We start from the raw sequence: 17343 nt of genomic DNA, 5'->3' as shown, positions 1-17343 counted from the left end.
TTCCCGCTAACCGCACAACAAAAGTGTTCCCGGCGATACCTGTTTAAATCTTAGGCATAAATTTAGGGGTTTTTATATAACAAAACCTATTTTTATTTGCCTTAAATGAAAATTAAATGAATTTTTATTCATTTATCGTTTCTAAGCACATTAAGGCCACTTTTCAGCAGGAGCACTGGCCACGGCAAAACCGGCTATTTTTTTATATTTGACAAATGACATTTATACACGATCTGCAAATTTGGTGGCAGCAACAATCTCTTTGGGAGATAGTTGGCGTAATAACCGGTTTACTTTGCGTGTACCTGGCCGCCAAAAACATCATTTGGAACTGGCCGTTTGCTATCATCAGCGTAACTATCTACATTTTTATTTTTTACGAGAAAAATCTTTTTGCCGACATGGGCCTGCAAGTGTATTTCCTGGTGGTGAACATTTACGGTTGGTATTTTTGGAGCAAGGCCCCGGCATCGGCAGACAGAACCCCGGTAAAACTCATAACAAAAAAAGAGGTCTGGATTTCATTGATTGCTACGGTAGTGTTTACATTATTTTTAGGCTCGGTATTAAGATATACTACAGCTTCTTTCCCCTATATAGACAGTTTTTGTGCAGCCTGTAGCCTAGTGGCGCAAGTGTTGCTGGCACGCAAAGTGGTAGAGAACTGGCTGATCTGGGTTTTTGTAGATACTATTTATGTGGGCATATATATTGTAAAGGGTTTAGATGCCACCGCCTTCATGTATGCCATTTATATCCCCATAGCGCTAATGGGCTATATGGATTGGTATAAAAAGCTTGATCTAAAAAGCAGGACCTCTTGAAAATATTAACACCATGAATAACCCGGTAAAAATTGCTATTGTAGGGCCTGAGTCTACCGGCAAATCAACCATGTCTGCCTTCCTGGCTAAGCATTATAATACGGTATGGGTGCCCGAGTATGCCCGTGGCTATTGCGAGAAGCTGACCGAACCCCCTACCTGGCAAGACGAGATCAATATGTTTTACGGACAGGTTGCGTTGGAAAAAGAAATCCTGCCGCAAGCCAACCAAATCCTGATTTGCGACACTACCTTCATCACTGTAAAAATATGGAGCGATGAGATATTTGGTAAAACGCCGCAAGTGGTATTGGACGAACTACCAAATCACAAATACGACCTCTATTTACTATTAAACATTGACCTGCCCTGGCAGGATGATCCCCTACGCGATTTCCCAAATATGCGCGAGCATTTTATGCAGGTATGGCATGATGAGTTGAAGGCGTTGGACGCTAATTATGTAGTTATTAATGGCGCTGGTGAGGAGCGGTATGAGCGTGCTGTTAAGGTGATAGATGAGTTTTTGAAAGAACGTGACGTTGTATAAGCAATCTTATTGCATGCCACTAAGTTTATCCATACTGTATAGATCGGCCCGCTCAATCGCCGCGGGTTGGCTTTGTTCTTTTCCTTGATGAAAAGAACCAAAAATCAAGTCATACACAAGGCTTCTTTGCGCTCAAGGCCTTTGCGCTGCAAATCGGGTAAAACCTGGGCAGGGGCCTGTGCCGCCTGTTGTCGCACTTGGCCGACGCTTCAGGCACATTCCCAACAGCCCTGCAGCCGCACAAGGCCACCATTGTTTTACCCGCTTTCGCCTGAAGCTCTGCGTCTGACGTTTTGCTTCTATTGCAGAATCTGCACATTTTGTAGATTCAAAAAAAGCGCAATGGCCTGTCAGCAAACCGGGCCTGGGAGTCTGGCCTGTGGGGGGAAGGTTTTTGCTGGCTTGATTTTTTGGTGCCTTTTGTATCAAGACAAAAGACACAGCCTTAGCGGCAATTGAGCGTCACCAAGCGACAAGCTAACAAAGCGACTTTGAGATTGCTACACTACTAGGCGTTAAGAATATCAACACGGCTCCCCTATTCCCACCCAAATCCCTTAAATTCATATTTATTTCATAAAAAATTCAATTGCGTGCAACATCCCAAAAATAACGTTGTCCTATAACTCGAAAGCTGTAAGAAACTTGGAGACCTTATTTATCGACAAACACTACAATTTAGTGGTGGAATGCAAACAGGGCAGTAAAAAAGCCTGCTATGAGTTGTATAAACACTACGCTAAAGCGATGTTAAACGTCGCCTTTAGGATAGTGGGCAATATTGCCGAAGCCGAAGATGTTTTACAGGAGTCTTTCTTAGATGCTTTTAAACGCATCCACGATTTCAGGCAGGAAACCACATTTGGTTTATGGCTCAAGCAAATTGTGGTAAGCCGTTCTATAAACCTGCTGCGCAAACGCAAAGTAGAGTTGGTTGAACTGGGCGACGATGTTGACAATCTGGCCGACGAAGAAGCATTTGATGACGAGGAAACGCAATATAAAGTAGCACAAATAAAAGAGGCAATGAATGAGTTGCCTGAGGGATATAAACAAGTGATATCGCTTTATTTAATTGAGGGGTATGATCATGAAGAGATTGGGCAGATATTAAATATTACAGAGAATACATCACGAACACAATTTTTAAGAGCAAAAAGAAAGTTGAGCGAGATTTTAAGCAGAAAGGGAATAACACAATGAGCAAGCAATTAGAAGATTTTATTAAAAACAACCGCGAAGAATTTAGCGATCTGGAACCCAGGGCAAACCTTTGGGGCCGCATAGAAGCCGAATTACCCGAGGAGTTCATCGAGAAAAAAAAGGAAGCTAAAACCTTCTCTTTAGGTTTTGTTTTGCGGGTTGCCGCTACAGTAATTATGGTAATGGGGGCCTGTTTCTTTTATTACACACATAAACAACCGGCCACCGTTAGTCTGGCGGCAATCAATCCTGAATATGCCCGCCAGCAAGTACAATACACATCACTGATTGCCAGTAAGCGTAATGAGCTAAAAAGTTTGGCCAAAACAGATCCGGCTTTATACAGCGAGTTTACTGCCGAGATTACCAAAATGGATTCTACCTACCATAAATTAAATAAAGACTTATTAACAAGCCCCAATCAGGAGGCTGTTTTACGTGCAATGATCCGGAATTTGCAGGTACAAACAGAGGTACTGAACCAACAACTAAATGTTATTGAACAGTTTAATGAATTTAAAAATCAACAAAAAAATGAAATCAAGAGTATATAATATAGCGTTAACAGCCCTGATAAGTCTGGTGACTTTTAGCGCTGCAAATGCACAAACCGTTGCACCGGTACCAGCAACGCCGCCTGTACAGGCTACCCCGGCAACACCGGCTGTAGCACCGGCACAAAGCGTGTATGTTTACACGCCTGGTACTTATGATCAAATTGCAGGGCTTTCGGGTTCGCAAACCTATGCCGTGGCACCATTATATAACTATGGTGGATCTGAAGTTTATATGATTAATCCTAAAGACAGCGTCTATCGCAAAAAAATGCAGAAACTACAGGAGCAAATGCACGACCTGAACAGACAAATGTCAGAATTAAACGCCGATGAGCGCAAGAAAAATTCTGAACTGTTTCAGCAAAAAATGCTGGTAATGCGCAAAGCCAACGGCATGCGCTTTGACTCACTGATGAGCAGGAACTTTAACCGTAGCTTTAGTGGTAACTACTTTCATTTTAACAATGCCGAAGCCGATGCTAATTTTCAAAAGCAAATTCAAAGTGGCGACGTTAAAGAGAAAAGCAAAACCTTTAGCAAAAGTTATTCTTTAGACGGCAACGATGCTATTCAGGTCGACAACAACTACGGTAAGATCACTGTCAATACCTGGGCTAAGAAAGAGGTTAAGGTTGACGTTGATATCAAAGCTTACGCTAACGAGGATGGCGATGCGCAGAAATTACTGGATCAAACTACCATCAACAGCAGTAAAGACAACAACCTGGTAGCCTTTAAAACAGATATCAATCAAGGTCAAAACAGTTGGTGGGGCACCATGACGCAAAACGGCAAAATAACCAAAGTGCGCAAAGTAATTATCAACTATACTATTTACATGCCTGCAAAAGCTGCACTTACGGTAAACAACCGCTATGGCGCAGTAAACCTGCCCGACCTGGATGGTAAACTAAATATTAAGACCAGCTATGGCGGCCTGGTGGCTAAAGCATTAACTAATACAGACAATGTAATTGTTGTTAAATATGGCGATGCCAACATCGGCAGCGTTACTGGCAGCCAGGTAAACGTATCTTACGGTAGTTTGGCTTTAGACCAGGCTGATAACCTGAACGCTACAGCAAGCTATAGTCCGGTAAAAATTGGTAAGCTTACTTCATCGGGCACTATCACTATCAAATATGGCGATGGTCTGGTGATCAACAACCTGGGTAAAGGTTTAAAAACCTTAGATGTAAACTCAACCTATGCGCCGGTAAAATTAATGACCGTGGGCGATACCAATGCAGACTTTGATGTCACCACACATTATGGCGACTTTTTATACGACAACTCGACCAACGTCACCAGCAAAACGCCCGACAACGAAAGAGGCTACACCTCAACCAAAAACTATAAAGGTCACGTAGGTAAAGGCAGCGCCGACAAAGTGATCACCATCAAATCAAACTACAGCAATGTAAAATTTGATTGATTGCCAATCCGCCTATCAACACAAAAGGCCATTGCAAATGCAATGGCCTTTTGTGTTTTTATTGTTATGCAATCGCAGGGAGAAAAGCCGCTTTACTTTTGTTGAATCGTTAAAATAACAATCATAAGCGACAGACATTAATAACACCATCTCCGGACTGGAGTTTTCACAAACAAGCTGGGCCGTTTTTATTATAAAACCATAAATATTAAGCATACTCTTTACGGTAATTATATGGGGTTTTACCTGTAACCGCTTTAAACTGGCGATTAAAATAAGACAGGTTTCCGAAGCCGCATTCAAAACAAACTTTAGAAATACTCAGATCGCCTTCTGTCAGTAAATGGATCGCGTGCGTAACGCGGACATGATTTATAAATTGAGAAAGTGTTTTATTGGTTCGTCGTTTAAAATACCGGCAGAAAGCAGATTCATTCATAAAGGCCAGCGCGGCTGCTTTTTGACTGGTAATCTCATCCTTGAAATTACCTAAAACGTATTTGTACACTTCATCTAATTTGTTCTCCTTTTTTTGATTGGATAAATAGTAATCAAAAGAGTCAGCGCTAATCATAGAAATTTGTTCTTTTTTTGATGAAGCAAGAATGTTCAGGATTTCTAATAGATTAATCAATCCTTTCAAGCCCGGCGTTTTAGGCGCTTCCAGTAACAACTTTTTCAAATGGGAACTGGGGTTGGCCACCTTAATGCCATGATTGGCCTTTTTCAGGAAGGTTTTAACTTCCAAAAACTCTGGTTTCAAGGAGAAGTTATCTGCGAAAAAGTCTTCGCCGAACTGAATAACAATGGAATGGCCAAGATCGCCCGATTTAATGAATGATTTGTCATTTACAAAATAATGAGGGAAGCCTATGCCAAAAAGGTATAAATCACCCTCAGTAAAATTCATCAGACCATCACCCCCATAAAACTTTCCGTGACCATTAACTATATAGGTAAATTCATATCCCTCATGAAAATGAAAGGGCGCTGCAAACTGCGCGGCAATCTCTTCCTTAACTATAAAACTTGAATTTTCGGGTTTGGCCAGTTGCCGTAGTATCTTTTTCACTTAAATCAAATATTCATATAACTATCAGTAAATGTAAATATTGTATTAGAAACTGCAAATGGTGTATTTCTTAAAGTAGTTCTGCCTTTTTACTTTTGATAAATCACTTTGCTTATAGAATCCCTTAAAATGAACAATTTATCTGCCTTGATTATCTCCAGCTTGTTTTTCATAACTTCTACAGATCATACCGGCCTGAAAATCCGCCCAAAATCTAATCAGAAAACTAATACAAATATAAATTCAGTAAAATGCAAAAAAAGCATTATAAAAAAAGATGAACAATGGAAGTTAGGTATCGCCTTATATGCCTTTCATAGTTTTTCCTTTCCAAAGCAATTGGCGCTTGCCGACAGCGCAGGTGTTAAATATGTAGAAGGATTTTCATTCGCCAGCGCCGGCAAGGAATTCAGAGACTCCATGATTATGCAGCTTTCACCGGCTGGGATAAATAAGATCAAAAAGAGCCTCAGTGATAAAAAGATTAAAATGACATCAATCTACCTGACCGGGGGGAATAATAAACAAGAATGGGAAAAGCAATTTAAGTTGGCCAAGCAGCTAAACGTTGAATACGTTACTGCCGAACCCCCGGTAAATATGTGGGACATGATTGATAGTCTTGCCGGCATATATCACCTAAAGCTTGCCATTCATAATCATTGGAAAGGTATGAGCGCTTACTGGAGTCCCGATTCTGTCTTGGCTGCCATAAAAAATCATCCCAATTTTGGAGCTTGCCCGGATTTGGGTCACTGGCCAAAAAGCGGTATTGACCCCGTGGAAGGTTTGAAAAAGTTGCAGGGGCACATCATAGCAATCCACCTTAAAGACATTGCTAAATTTAACCACCCCGAGTTGAAAGATATCCCAATGGGTCAGGGTGTGGTTAATTTTCCGGCAGTTTTCAAGAAATTAAAACGCCAGAATTTTAAGGGTTATTTAATGATAGAACGGGACGCGGAAGAAAAACCCAGTAACCTGGCATCTGTTATTAATGAAATAACTTATTACCACAAACAGTTAAACCTCCTAAACTAAACAGTTGACGCTTAACAGTACTGGATAAGCGCAAAACCAAAAACAATAGTGATATTGTAAAAAAGGCATTATTTCAAATGGTAATCAAAAAGACTAAATTATGGCTCGCGGTGACTTTTTCAGTCGCTATCCTGACTTCAGCTGCCTATATGATACATCGGAAATATTCCGACTGGAAAATTTATGGTGGCAGCGGCGATAATATCAAATATTCCGCTCTAAAACAGGTCGATACTTCCAACGTTAATCAGCTTAAGGTAGCTTGGGTGTACCATTCCGAAAATGAAGACCGAACTAAATACGGCCCTATGGAATGTAACCCCATCATTGTAAACAATACCTTGTTTGGGGTTTCGCCGCATCTGAAACTATTCGCAGTTAATGCTGCGACAGGTAAAGAAAAGTGGCATTTTGACCCTGCCGACAGCAGTGATAATAAGACCTGGGCGAGACACAGTGTTAATATGAACCGTGGGGTTGTCTACTGGGCAGATGGCGATGATAAACGTATAATCTATACCGTTGGCCCGATTGCCTTTGCTGTTAACGCAGAAACAGGTAAACTCATTCCAGGCTTCGGCGTAAACGGTGGCGTGGATCTGAGGAAAGGTCTCGGCCGGGACGAAAAAGGTGTTTCTATTTCACCTACCTCACCAGTGATCATCTATAAAGACCTTTTTATTACAAGCGGACTGGTAAGCGAATCAACTCCGGGCCATATCCGCGGTTTCGACGTAAGAACCGGAAAGCAAAAGTGGATATTTCATACGATACCTTACCCGGGTGAAGCTGGATACAATACCTGGGATGACAAAACAGCATATAAACGAATGGGCTCTACCAATGCCTGGTCAGGATTTAGTCTTGACAACAAAAGAGGGCTGCTGTTTGCAGGCGTAGGCAGCCCAACGAATGATTTTTACGGCGGTGACCGCTGGGGAAAAGGTTTGTTTGGAAATTGCATTTTAGCATTGGATGCAGCTACCGGAAAATTGAAATGGCATTTTCAGACGGTTCACCATGACGTATGGGATATGGATATCAGCAGCGCACCTGTACTGGTGACCATCAGGAAGAACGGAAAGAAGATCGACGCCGTTGTACAAACCACTAAATCCGGTATGGTATTTGTTTTTGACAGGGTAACAGGTAAACCACTTTTTCCGATTAAGGAAAGGCCGGTGCCTGTTAACGATGCAGCTTTGGGCGAAAAGCTGAGCCCCACCCAACCATTTCCTGTATTGCCGAAACCATTTGTAAGACAGATCATGACAGAGAAGGATTTGAATCATATCGTTGATGATTCTTCTTATCAGGAAATCAAAAGCCGCTTTAAAACTTACCGCTCACAAGGGATATTTACACCACCAACAGAAAAAGGAACCATCATATTACCCGGTTACGATGGCGGCGGCGAATGGGGAGGGCCTGCGATAGACCCGGAAACAAATACGCTGTATGTAAACGCAAATGAAATGGCCTGGGTATTAAATCTGGTTAAAGAAAAATCAGACAATAAAAAATCGATGTCTAACCTGGAAGCTGGTGTTACGCTATACCAGAAAAATTGCATGGGCTGTCATGGCCCCGAACGCCTCGGTTCAGGAGATTACCCATCTTTGATTGGCGTTGAAAAGAAATATGACTTTAACCAGTTTAGTGAATTATTGTCTACCGGACGGAGAATGATGCCCGGCTTCGCCCAGCTCAGCAAGGCAGAGAAAACTGCCATTGGTTCATTTGTCCTTACCCTGGAAACAGAGCAGGCAAAACCTTATACCGGAACGGCAATAAAAAACAATAACAATTCTAAACCGTCATACAGCTTCACCGGCTATAATAAATTCCTTACAAAAGAAGGCTATCCCGCGATAAGCCCACCCTGGGGCACCATTAGTGCAATTGACCTTAATACCGGTAAATACCGTTGGCAGGTGCCATTCGGCGAGTTTGAATCACTGAAGAAAAAAGGTATACCCACCACCGGCCGCGAAAATTATGGCGGTCCTGTAGTAACAGCTGGCGGTTTGATCTTCATTGGCGCATCGGCAGATGGGAAGTTTAGAGCGATCAATAAAAAAACCGGGAAAACGCTATGGGAGACGGAGCTTCCTGCTCCCGGAGTAGCCACGCCTGCTGTTTATGAAGTGGATGGCAAACAATATATTGTAATAGCTTGCGGAGGATCTAAATGGGGCGGTAAATCAAGTGATGCCTATGTGGCATTTACCTTACCCTATAAATAACAGTTCTGCTAAGGGTAATAGCAAAGCCATGTTTATCAAATTGTTCCCGAAAAGCAGCGGTTTCCTATTTCAATCAAATAGCAGCCAAATAATGTTTAGTTGTATTGACCTGAATAAGGTTAACGTTAGCGCCTACTTTTCGAGCATCAGAGCGGCACCTTTCGCTTTGTATGACCAACCTAAAACACTCTGCAAAACAAACCCTTTAAATACTCCCCTTCCGGGAACGATGACCTCACAGGATGATCTTCAGGCTGGCAAAACTGGCCGATGAACTGCACCTGCTTACCGGCGTCCAACGCGGCCCAGGCCAGTACTTGTTTAAAGGTTTCCATGTCCATAGCGCCTGAGCAGGAGAAAGTGGCCAGCAAGCCGCCTTTGTTGAGCAGGAGCATGGCAATACGGTTCAAATCTTTATAAGCGCGCGAGGCTCTTTCTAAAGCAGAGCGCGACGGGGCGTATTTGGGCGGGTCAAGTATGATGATATCAAATGTCTCGCCGGCTTCTTTAAAAACGCGCAGCTGTTTGTTTACGTCTGATTGAATGGCGCTATGCCTGGTAGCGTCAAGCTTATTTAGGCTGATGTTTTCTTTCAGGGTTTCTATTGCCAATGCCGAGCTGTCAACGCTCGTCACTGAAGCCGCGCCGCCAGCCAGTGCATTCAGCGTAAAGCCACCGGTATAGCTAAAGCAATCCAATACTTTTTTACCTTTGGTATGTGCAGCCACAATACGGCGGTTATCGCGCTGGTCGCAGTAAAAGCCTGATTTTTGGCCCTCGGCGATGTTGATGTTATAGATAACGCCGTTTTCTTTTACTGCTACAGAATCAGGCGGGTTATCGCCAAATAATACCACGTTATCCGTGTCCAAACCCTCGTGCTGCCGCGACGAGGCATCGCTCTTATCAAAAATACTTTTTGGGTTAAGCAGTTTACGCAGTTCATCAATGATCACCGGCATCATGTTTTGGATACCTGAGGTTAGCACCTGCACCGCCAAATGATCGGCATATTTATCGACGATTAAGCCCGGCAGGTAATCAGATTCGCTGAAGATCAACCGGCAGGTATTGGTGTCGCCATTGCTTAAAATATCGTTACGGCCGGCGACAGCTTCGCCAACTTTGGTACGAAACCAGGCTTCATCTACCGGCACATTTTCGTCCCATTCCAGCAGTCGCAATGCCACGCGCGATTGATCGTTATAAAAACCATAAGCTAGAAACTCGCCACCGGCATTCACCAATCGCACAATATCGCCATTGGCAGGTTTGCCTTTAACCTTTTCTATCGCCCCAGAAAAAACCCAGGGATGGCGGTGATGTATTGCTTTTTCTTTGCCTTTTTTTAGTATAACGTCAATCATGGGCGCAAAGGTAGTAATTACGGTGGTTTAATAACCCTTCACCATCTTGTCATTGCGAGGAGTGAAACGACGTGGCAATCGCACGCGTTCAAGCTTTTCTCCTTGCGATTGCCACGCTACGCTCGCAATGACAAATTGGGAAAAACAAAAAACCCGGCTCATCACCGGGTTTTTCTATTCTTTAATTTCCGTTAGCTTATTGATCTACCGAAAATGTGTTGTTAAACTTAGTACCATCAGGATAGTATCCTCTAATGGTCAACAAACCATTGTTCAGGTTAGTTACTGCCTTATCAATATCGTTTGTGCTGTTAATCGGCATTTTGTTGATATTGGTAATCACGGTACCTGTTGGCAATTCTGCCTCATCTATGATACCGCCTTCGCGCACCTGGGTAACAATTACGCCACCACTAACGCGGAATTTTGCTTTCTGAGCTGCATTCAGTGGCATAAAGCTACCGCCCAGTTTGTTATATAATTCGGTTGCTGATCTTGAAACCACAGCAGTACGTGGGCTTGCGGCAGTTTCCGCTTTAAGCGTTACCGCAACAGTTTTCTCTGACCCACCACGTGCTACAGTCAGGTTAATTTTATCGCCTGGTTGTAAACGGGCAACGTGCTCTTGCAAGTCAGACGACTCATAAACAGTGTTACCTTCAACTTTGGTAATAATGTCGCCTTCTTTCAAGCCTGCTGCTTCACCTGCACTGCCCGGTAATACACCGGTAATGTATAAACCGTTAGTTTTATCGGTATTTAAACCGGCACTTTTATCAGCTTCACTTAAATCGGCAAAAGTAACACCAATCATCCCACGTTTAACAGCGCCGTATTGTTTAATATCATTCAATACCTTTTTAGCAAGGTTTATAGGGATGGCAAAACCATAACCTTCGTATGAGCCGGTGTGCGATGCGATAGCAGAGTTAATACCAATCAACTCGCCTTTAGTATTTACCAACGCACCACCGCTGTTACCCGGGTTAATGGCAGCATCTGTTTGAATAAACGATTCTATACCACTTTTAACCTTTGGCTTGTTTGAATTACGAGTTGGGCCAAACGGGTTGCTGTTATCATCGTCCTGATCTTCAGAACCAATAATGCCTATACCACGGCCTTTTGCGCTCACAATACCCGCAGTAACAGTTGATGTCAGGTTAAAAGGATTACCTACAGCTAACACCCACTCGCCTACTTTAGCATCGTCAGAGTTACCTAGTTTTACTATAGGCAAGTTCTCGCCATCAATTTTAATCAGGGCCAGGTCGGTATTTGGGTCTGTGCCAATTACTTTGGCGGTAAAGCGGCGGTGATCGTTGGTGGTGATCTCAATCTTATCTGCTTTAGCCACTACGTGGTTATTGGTTACGATATAACCGTCAGGCGAAATAATTACGCCCGAGCCTGATGCCATTTGCGGCTCACTGCGCTGTGGCGCACCACGCTGACCAAACATATCGCCAAACATACGCTGCAGTTGGTCTTGCTGCGAGTTTTGCGCCGTGTTGCTATAAGTAGTGCGGATATAAACTACCGCCGGGGTTACTGCGGCTGCAGCCTGTGTAAAATCAACCTCGCCTGCCGATGATGTAATAGCAGGCGCCATTTTATTGCTTGTAAAGTATACTTGTTGCTTATCATCAAAGCTCATGTTATCAGCATACTTATTCTCAATCACTTTGTAGGTACCTAACGCCATAGCGCCGCCTACAAAAGCAGTTAATAATGTTAAACCAATTCTTTTCATCTTATCTGTCTTATTGTTTCTGTTTGATAATTGCTAAATTCGCTACTCAAATTTAATACCATATAGACGGTATAAACAACAGTTAGTTATACGTTTATATGTTAAAAAATGTTAAAGTTAAACCCGCGACAGGGCAATGTTGTTTTGGCCGGGCTTTTGACTTATATAAGCCCCCTCTAAATCTCCACCGGTAGAGGAGACTTTGGGAGTAGATTATATTTAATTTTATATTTGAAGCCCTTCCTACCGGGGAGGGTTTGGGTGGGGCCTTTAATATACACAATTGTGAAGATACATTTCTATAAATACCAGGGCGCAGGCAATGATTTTATTTTGGTTGATAACCGCCAAAGCGTTGTAAATCACCATAATCCGGCTATGATTTCTAAGCTGTGCGACCGCCGTTTCGGTATCGGCGGCGATGGTATCATGTTTCTTCAATACAAAGAAGGCTACGATTTTGAGATGGTTTATTACAATGCCGACGGCCAGCCAAGCAGTATGTGCGGCAACGGTGGTCGCTGTATTGTGGCTTTTGCCAAACACCTGGGCATCATCAGCACAGATACAGATTTTTTGGCAGTAGACGGTCCGCATCATGCCAAAATTTCAGAACACGGCGATTGGGTGAGCCTGCAAATGATTGATGTAGATACCATTACTCAAGACGAAGAGGCCTACGTACTAAATACCGGTTCGCCGCATTATGTAGCTTTTGCCGATGGTCTGGACCATAAAAATGTGTATGCCGATGGTTATGCCATCCGCAATAATGATACTTATAAAGCCAACGGCATTAACGTAAACTTTGTAGAACCTGCAGACAGCGGCTACTTTGTACGCACCTTCGAGCGCGGTGTAGAGGACGAAACTTACGCCTGCGGTACCGGCGTAACAGCTGTAGCCTTAGCCATGGCCAAACATCATAACCAAACCGGCAGCATACAAACCCCCATTAAAGTATTAGGCGGCAATCTGAATATCCGTTTTGATTATAATGGGATCTCGTTTACCAATATCTTTTTGGAAGGGCCTGCGATGTTGGTTTTTGCGGGAGAAGTGGAAGTTTAAGGTTAATTAACTCCAAGCTGTCATTGCGAGCGTAGCGTGGCAATCGCACGTTGCAAAGTTCGCGATTGCTTCGTCGTTTCTCCTCGCAATGACAATAGGTTATCCACACACCTCATTGTTAATAATTATTTAACACCTTTCATTTCGGTTTAAAGCAAATTCTGTTTAGGTTTGAATTTTTTGTTGATGTAGCTTCTCTTAATTTTTTTTCAGAAGCTCATGTTACGCGTCGATAGTTCAAAACCCTGCCAGATTATTTATGCCATTGCCAAGCATGAATACCTGGGCTATGTTATTGAGCCTCACGTGGTCCAACTAAACCCTAATGGCGAATTTTCATTAACCCACCAGCGCCTTTTCTCTAACACTGCTACCGAGTTTTCTGCCTGTGTCGATGATATCGATATCAAGCTCATTAAAATTTTAGAGGAGATGGAGCAGGGCAACGTCATCAAAAAGTTTCATAAAAAGCCTATTCGCCCGTCGGAGTTTTTTGCCAAAATTTTTACCGATCAATTTTTTGAGACCATACGTCCTAAGATAGAAAAACGCATGGCCGAGGCCCTGAACCTGTTAGGCGACAGGCAGATCTACGTCATGAGCAAAGAGGGCTACCCTGCCGAGCGCGAGGTTAAAATAGCCGGGGAGTCAGCGTCGGTATTGTTCCACTTTAGGCGCAATGAGGAGGAGATTCGCTACTTCCCTACCATCAAATACCAGGGCATGCGCATTGAGTTCATGTTCAAAAATGCCGAGATCATCTGTAACCAACCGGCCTGGATGCTGATGGATGACACGCTTTATCATTTCGATAAAGAGATCGAAGGTAAAAAACTGGTGCCTTTTCTCAATAAACGCTATATCGCTATACCACGATCGTCAGAGCAATCATACTTCGAAAAGTTTGTGGCACCTTTAATCGAAAAGCACAACGTTTACGCCGAAGGTTTTACCATTGATACTGAAAAGCATGAGGCCATCCCCATGCTTAAACCTATCTACGTTGAGGGCGGCACTTCGCAATTGCAATTATATTTTAAATACGCCGGCTATATTTTCCCTTACGGCGATGGCAGGAATATTTCCGTCCGCATGGAGCGCGATGGTGATAATTACACCTTCCACCGCATAAAACGCTCGGTAACCTGGGAGAAGAATAAACTCACTCTATTAGAGGGTTGGGGCTTAAAAACAGTGTCGTCACTGTTTCAAAACCTCGAGGTGGTACATAAGGATGATGACACCAACCAGGCGCACTCTATTTTTGAATGGCTTAACCAGCATCATGACGAACTGAAACACGAAGGTTTTGAGATTGAGCAACCCGAGGGTCAAAAACGCTACGTGTTTGGAACCAGCAAGATAGACCTGGAGGTTAAGGAGGACAACGACTGGTTCGATATCAACGCCTTTGTTTATTTCGGGCCGTATAAAATTCCGTTCATCCAACTAAAAAATCATATCCTTAATCATAAAAAGGAATTTACCCTACCGTCGGGCGAGGTGGCGGTGATACCCGAGCAATGGTTCTCGCAATACGGAAACTTACTACATTTCAGCGAGCCGGGCGATCAGATCAAATTGCGCCGCCATCATCTGGGATTAGTAAATGACCTGGCCAGCGGTGAGATGGCCGAGGTAACCATGAACCGCAAGCTGCAAAAGCTGATGGACTTTGACCATTTAGAAGACATAGCGCAACCTGAGACCTTTTCGGGCAGTTTAAGGCCATATCAGCAGGCTGGCTATAACTGGTTCCACTTTTTAAAGAACTTTCATTTTGGCGGCTGTTTAGCCGATGATATGGGCTTGGGTAAAACCATACAAACCCTGGCCCTGCTGCAAAAACATAAAGAAGATACCGAGGCCGACGGTGGCAAAAGTACTTCACTGGTTATCATGCCTACCTCGCTGATTTACAACTGGCTTAATGAGGCCAAAAAGTTTGCACCCAAGCTGCGGCTCATGGTGCATACCGGTACGTTCCGCTATAAATCGCCAGAGGTATTTGCCAATTATGATGTCGTTATTACAACCTACGGCATTACCCGTATTGACGTGGAGCTGTTTAAAAGTTACTTTTTTGATTACGTGATCTTGGACGAAAGTCAGAACATCAAAAATCCGTCGTCAAAATCTTATCAATCTGTTAAGCAGTTAAAATCGCGCTTTAAACTGATCTTGAGCGGTACGCCCGTAGAAAACTCGGTGAATGATCTGTGGACGCAGATGTCGTTTATTAATCCGGGGCTGCTAGGTTCGCAGCAGTATTTTATGAACGAGTTTGTAACGCCCATAGAAAAGAAAAAAGACGAAGAAAAGGCCCGCAAACTGCAGGCGCTCATCAAACCTTTTGTACTGCGCCGCACCAAAGAGCAGGTAGCTACCGAGCTGCCGCCTAAAACCGAAAACTTGTTCTATTGCCAGATGAGCGAAGAACAGGCTTCGGTATATGAAGAGGTAAAATCAGAATACCGTAATGAGCTACTGCGTAGCCTGGAGGATGGCACTTTTGCCAAAAGCCAGATCCAGGTATTACAGGGGCTAACCAAGCTGCGCCAGATTGCCAACCACCCCTACATGATCGACCAGAATTATGAGGGCGACTCAGGCAAATTCGAGAACGTTACGCACACGTTAAATACAGTATTGGACGGTGGACACAAAGTGCTCATCTTCTCGCAATTTGTGAAGCAGCTAAGCATTTACCGTAATTATTTCGACGAGCAAAAGATCCCTTACGTATACCTGGACGGCGCTACTCAAAACCGCGGCGATGTGGTGAAGCAATTCCAGGAGGATAAGAACACCCGTGTGTTCCTGATATCCATCAAAGCCGGTGGTGTGGGCCTTAACCTTACCGAAGCCGATTACGTTTTTATCCTCGACCCCTGGTGGAACCCGGCGGTTGAGCAGCAGGCTATCGACCGTACGCACCGCATCGGCCAAACAAAAAACGTGTTCATCTACAAGTTCATTACCAAAGACACGGTCGAAGAAAAGATCCTGGCCCTGCAGCAGCGCAAATTAAGCATGTCGCGTGCATTGATTACTACTGAGGATAGTTTTATCAAGTCGCTTTCTGCGGATGATATTAGGGAGATTTTGGGGTAACACCTCTCCCGGCCTCCCCAAAGGGGAGGAGCTTAAAAACAGTTTGTCATCCTGAGCATAGCGAAGGATCTTATACGTTTTACCAATCGCTTATACAAGATCCTTCGCTACGCTCAGGATGACAATTATTGTAAAATACATTGCCATCCCAAACACCTGCCCTACCTTTGCTGTTAACACATTCAATGAGCAAACGCATTCTACTTACCGGCGGCACAGGGCTAATTGGCCGCAAGCTAACGGATCTTTTATTAGGCAAAGGTTATCAGGTAAATCACCTTAGCCGCACGCCCGGCACTAACCCCGAAGTAACTACTTTTATCTGGGACGTTACTAAAAATCAGATCGATGAAAATTGCATCAACGGTGTCGATACCATTATACATCTTGCAGGGGCTAATGTTGGCGACGGCCGCTGGACCGAAAAGCGTAAAAAAGAGATCATTGAAAGCCGTACCAAATCAATAGGGCTAATTTATAAACTGCTTAAAGCTAAACCACAGCATACCGTTAAAGCTGTTATATCAGCGTCGGGCATTAGTTATTATGGCGACAGGGCCGACACGCTACTAACCGAAAATAGCGCCCCCGGCACCGACTTCCTGGCAAACGTAAGCCTGCAATGGGAACATGCTGTTGATGTTGGCGAAGGTTTCGGCCTGCGCTTAGTAAAGTTCAGAACCGGCATAGTGCTTGATGCCAAGGGCGGGGCTTTACCGGTTTTAGCCAAACCGATACAATTTGGCGTAGGCGCGCCGTTAGGCAGCGGCAAGCAATGGGTATCATGGATACACGAAGAGGATGTGATAGACATGTACCTGTATGCCATCGAGAATGAAAACCTTAGCGGCGACTATAATATGGTAGCCCCTAACCCGGTAACTAATAAACAATTAACCAAAGCAATAGCTAAAGAAATACATAGACCATTGTGGTTACCCCGTGTGCCGGGTTTTGCTTTAGAACTGGTGCTTGGCGAAATGAGCAGCATGGTGCTAAGCAGCCAAAAAGGATCGGCACAAAAAATTGAGGAAGCCGGATTTAAGTTTAAATATCCTACATTGGTTTGGGCGCTGAAGGATATTTATAAAGCATAACCACACTGTCATT

At 43.7% G+C, this 17343-nt stretch carries 13 protein-coding genes; 10 read left to right on the top strand and 3 right to left on the bottom strand.

Features of this window, described 5'->3' with window-relative positions; genetic code table 11:
• Window positions 1-215: 215 nt before the first annotated feature.
• The 5 genes from pnuC to HB679_RS11970 all read left to right on the top strand — a co-directional run bounded on the left by pnuC (window position 216) and on the right by HB679_RS11970 (window position 4569).
• Entirely contained in the window at window positions 216-824 is a 609-nt protein-coding gene (gene pnuC / locus HB679_RS11990) for a nicotinamide riboside transporter PnuC (RefSeq protein WP_214072221.1), read from the top strand.
• Window positions 825-837: 13 nt separating this feature from the next.
• The gene (locus HB679_RS11985) at window positions 838-1374 is read left to right on the top strand and encodes an ATP-binding protein (protein ID WP_214072220.1); all 537 of its coding nucleotides are present in this window, start codon (window positions 838-840) and stop codon (window positions 1372-1374) included.
• A gap of 645 nt (window positions 1375-2019) precedes the next feature.
• Window positions 2020-2577 carry an RNA polymerase sigma factor gene (locus HB679_RS11980; protein WP_214072219.1) on the top strand — a complete coding sequence of 186 codons (558 nt, stop codon included), beginning with the start codon at window positions 2020-2022 and terminating at the stop codon, window positions 2575-2577.
• Window positions 2574-3131 carry a hypothetical protein gene (locus HB679_RS11975; protein ID WP_214072218.1) on the top strand — a complete coding sequence of 186 codons (558 nt, stop codon included), beginning with the start codon at window positions 2574-2576 and terminating at the stop codon, window positions 3129-3131. Before HB679_RS11980 ends, HB679_RS11975 begins: the two co-directional genes overlap by 4 nt.
• A complete protein-coding gene (locus HB679_RS11970) occupies window positions 3112-4569 on the top strand; it encodes a hypothetical protein (protein ID WP_214072217.1) in 1458 nt (485 codons plus the stop codon). Before HB679_RS11975 ends, HB679_RS11970 begins: the two co-directional genes overlap by 20 nt.
• Window positions 4570-4777: 208 nt before the next feature.
• Here the strand turns inward: HB679_RS11970 and HB679_RS11965 are convergent, their stop codons facing one another.
• Entirely contained in the window at window positions 4778-5641 is an 864-nt protein-coding gene (locus HB679_RS11965; protein WP_214072216.1) for an AraC family transcriptional regulator, read from the bottom strand.
• A gap of 129 nt (window positions 5642-5770) precedes the next feature.
• On the opposite strand from HB679_RS11965, the gene HB679_RS11960 reads away from it, so the two are divergent.
• Together HB679_RS11960 and HB679_RS11955 are read left to right on the top strand one after the other, a co-directional pair.
• Window positions 5771-6682, top strand: coding sequence for a sugar phosphate isomerase/epimerase family protein (locus HB679_RS11960; protein WP_214072215.1), 912 nt, complete (start codon window positions 5771-5773; stop codon window positions 6680-6682).
• Window positions 6683-6831: 149 nt separating this feature from the next.
• Entirely contained in the window at window positions 6832-8928 is a 2097-nt protein-coding gene (locus HB679_RS11955; protein WP_214072214.1) for a PQQ-binding-like beta-propeller repeat protein, read from the top strand.
• A gap of 179 nt (window positions 8929-9107) precedes the next feature.
• Here HB679_RS11955 and HB679_RS11950 read toward each other — a convergent pair whose 3' ends face one another.
• Entirely contained in the window at window positions 9108-10295 is a 1188-nt protein-coding gene (locus HB679_RS11950; protein ID WP_214072213.1) for a class I SAM-dependent rRNA methyltransferase, read from the bottom strand.
• A 196-nt stretch (window positions 10296-10491) separates the two neighbouring features.
• The gene (locus tag HB679_RS11945) at window positions 10492-12048 is read right to left on the bottom strand and encodes a Do family serine endopeptidase (protein WP_214072212.1); all 1557 of its coding nucleotides are present in this window, start codon (window positions 12046-12048) and stop codon (window positions 10492-10494) included.
• A 285-nt stretch (window positions 12049-12333) separates the two neighbouring features.
• Here HB679_RS11945 and dapF point away from each other — a divergent pair, with 285 nt between their 5' ends.
• From dapF to HB679_RS11930, 3 genes are all read left to right on the top strand, one after another.
• The gene (dapF, locus tag HB679_RS11940) at window positions 12334-13119 is read left to right on the top strand and encodes a diaminopimelate epimerase (protein ID WP_214072211.1); all 786 of its coding nucleotides are present in this window, start codon (window positions 12334-12336) and stop codon (window positions 13117-13119) included.
• A 219-nt stretch (window positions 13120-13338) separates the two neighbouring features.
• On the top strand, window positions 13339-16233 hold the full coding sequence (locus HB679_RS11935; RefSeq protein WP_214072210.1) for a DEAD/DEAH box helicase: 2895 nt from the start codon (window positions 13339-13341) through the stop codon (window positions 16231-16233).
• Window positions 16234-16418: 185 nt separating this feature from the next.
• Entirely contained in the window at window positions 16419-17330 is a 912-nt protein-coding gene (locus HB679_RS11930; RefSeq protein WP_214072209.1) for a TIGR01777 family oxidoreductase, read from the top strand.
• Window positions 17331-17343: the final 13 nt, after the last annotated feature.

Origin of the sequence: Mucilaginibacter sp. dw_454 (assembly GCF_018449775.1) — a bacterium.
Classification (GTDB): domain Bacteria; phylum Bacteroidota; class Bacteroidia; order Sphingobacteriales; family Sphingobacteriaceae; genus Mucilaginibacter.
The sequence above is the reverse complement of the archived record's forward strand: the minus strand, read 5'-3'. Positions and strand labels throughout refer to the sequence as shown.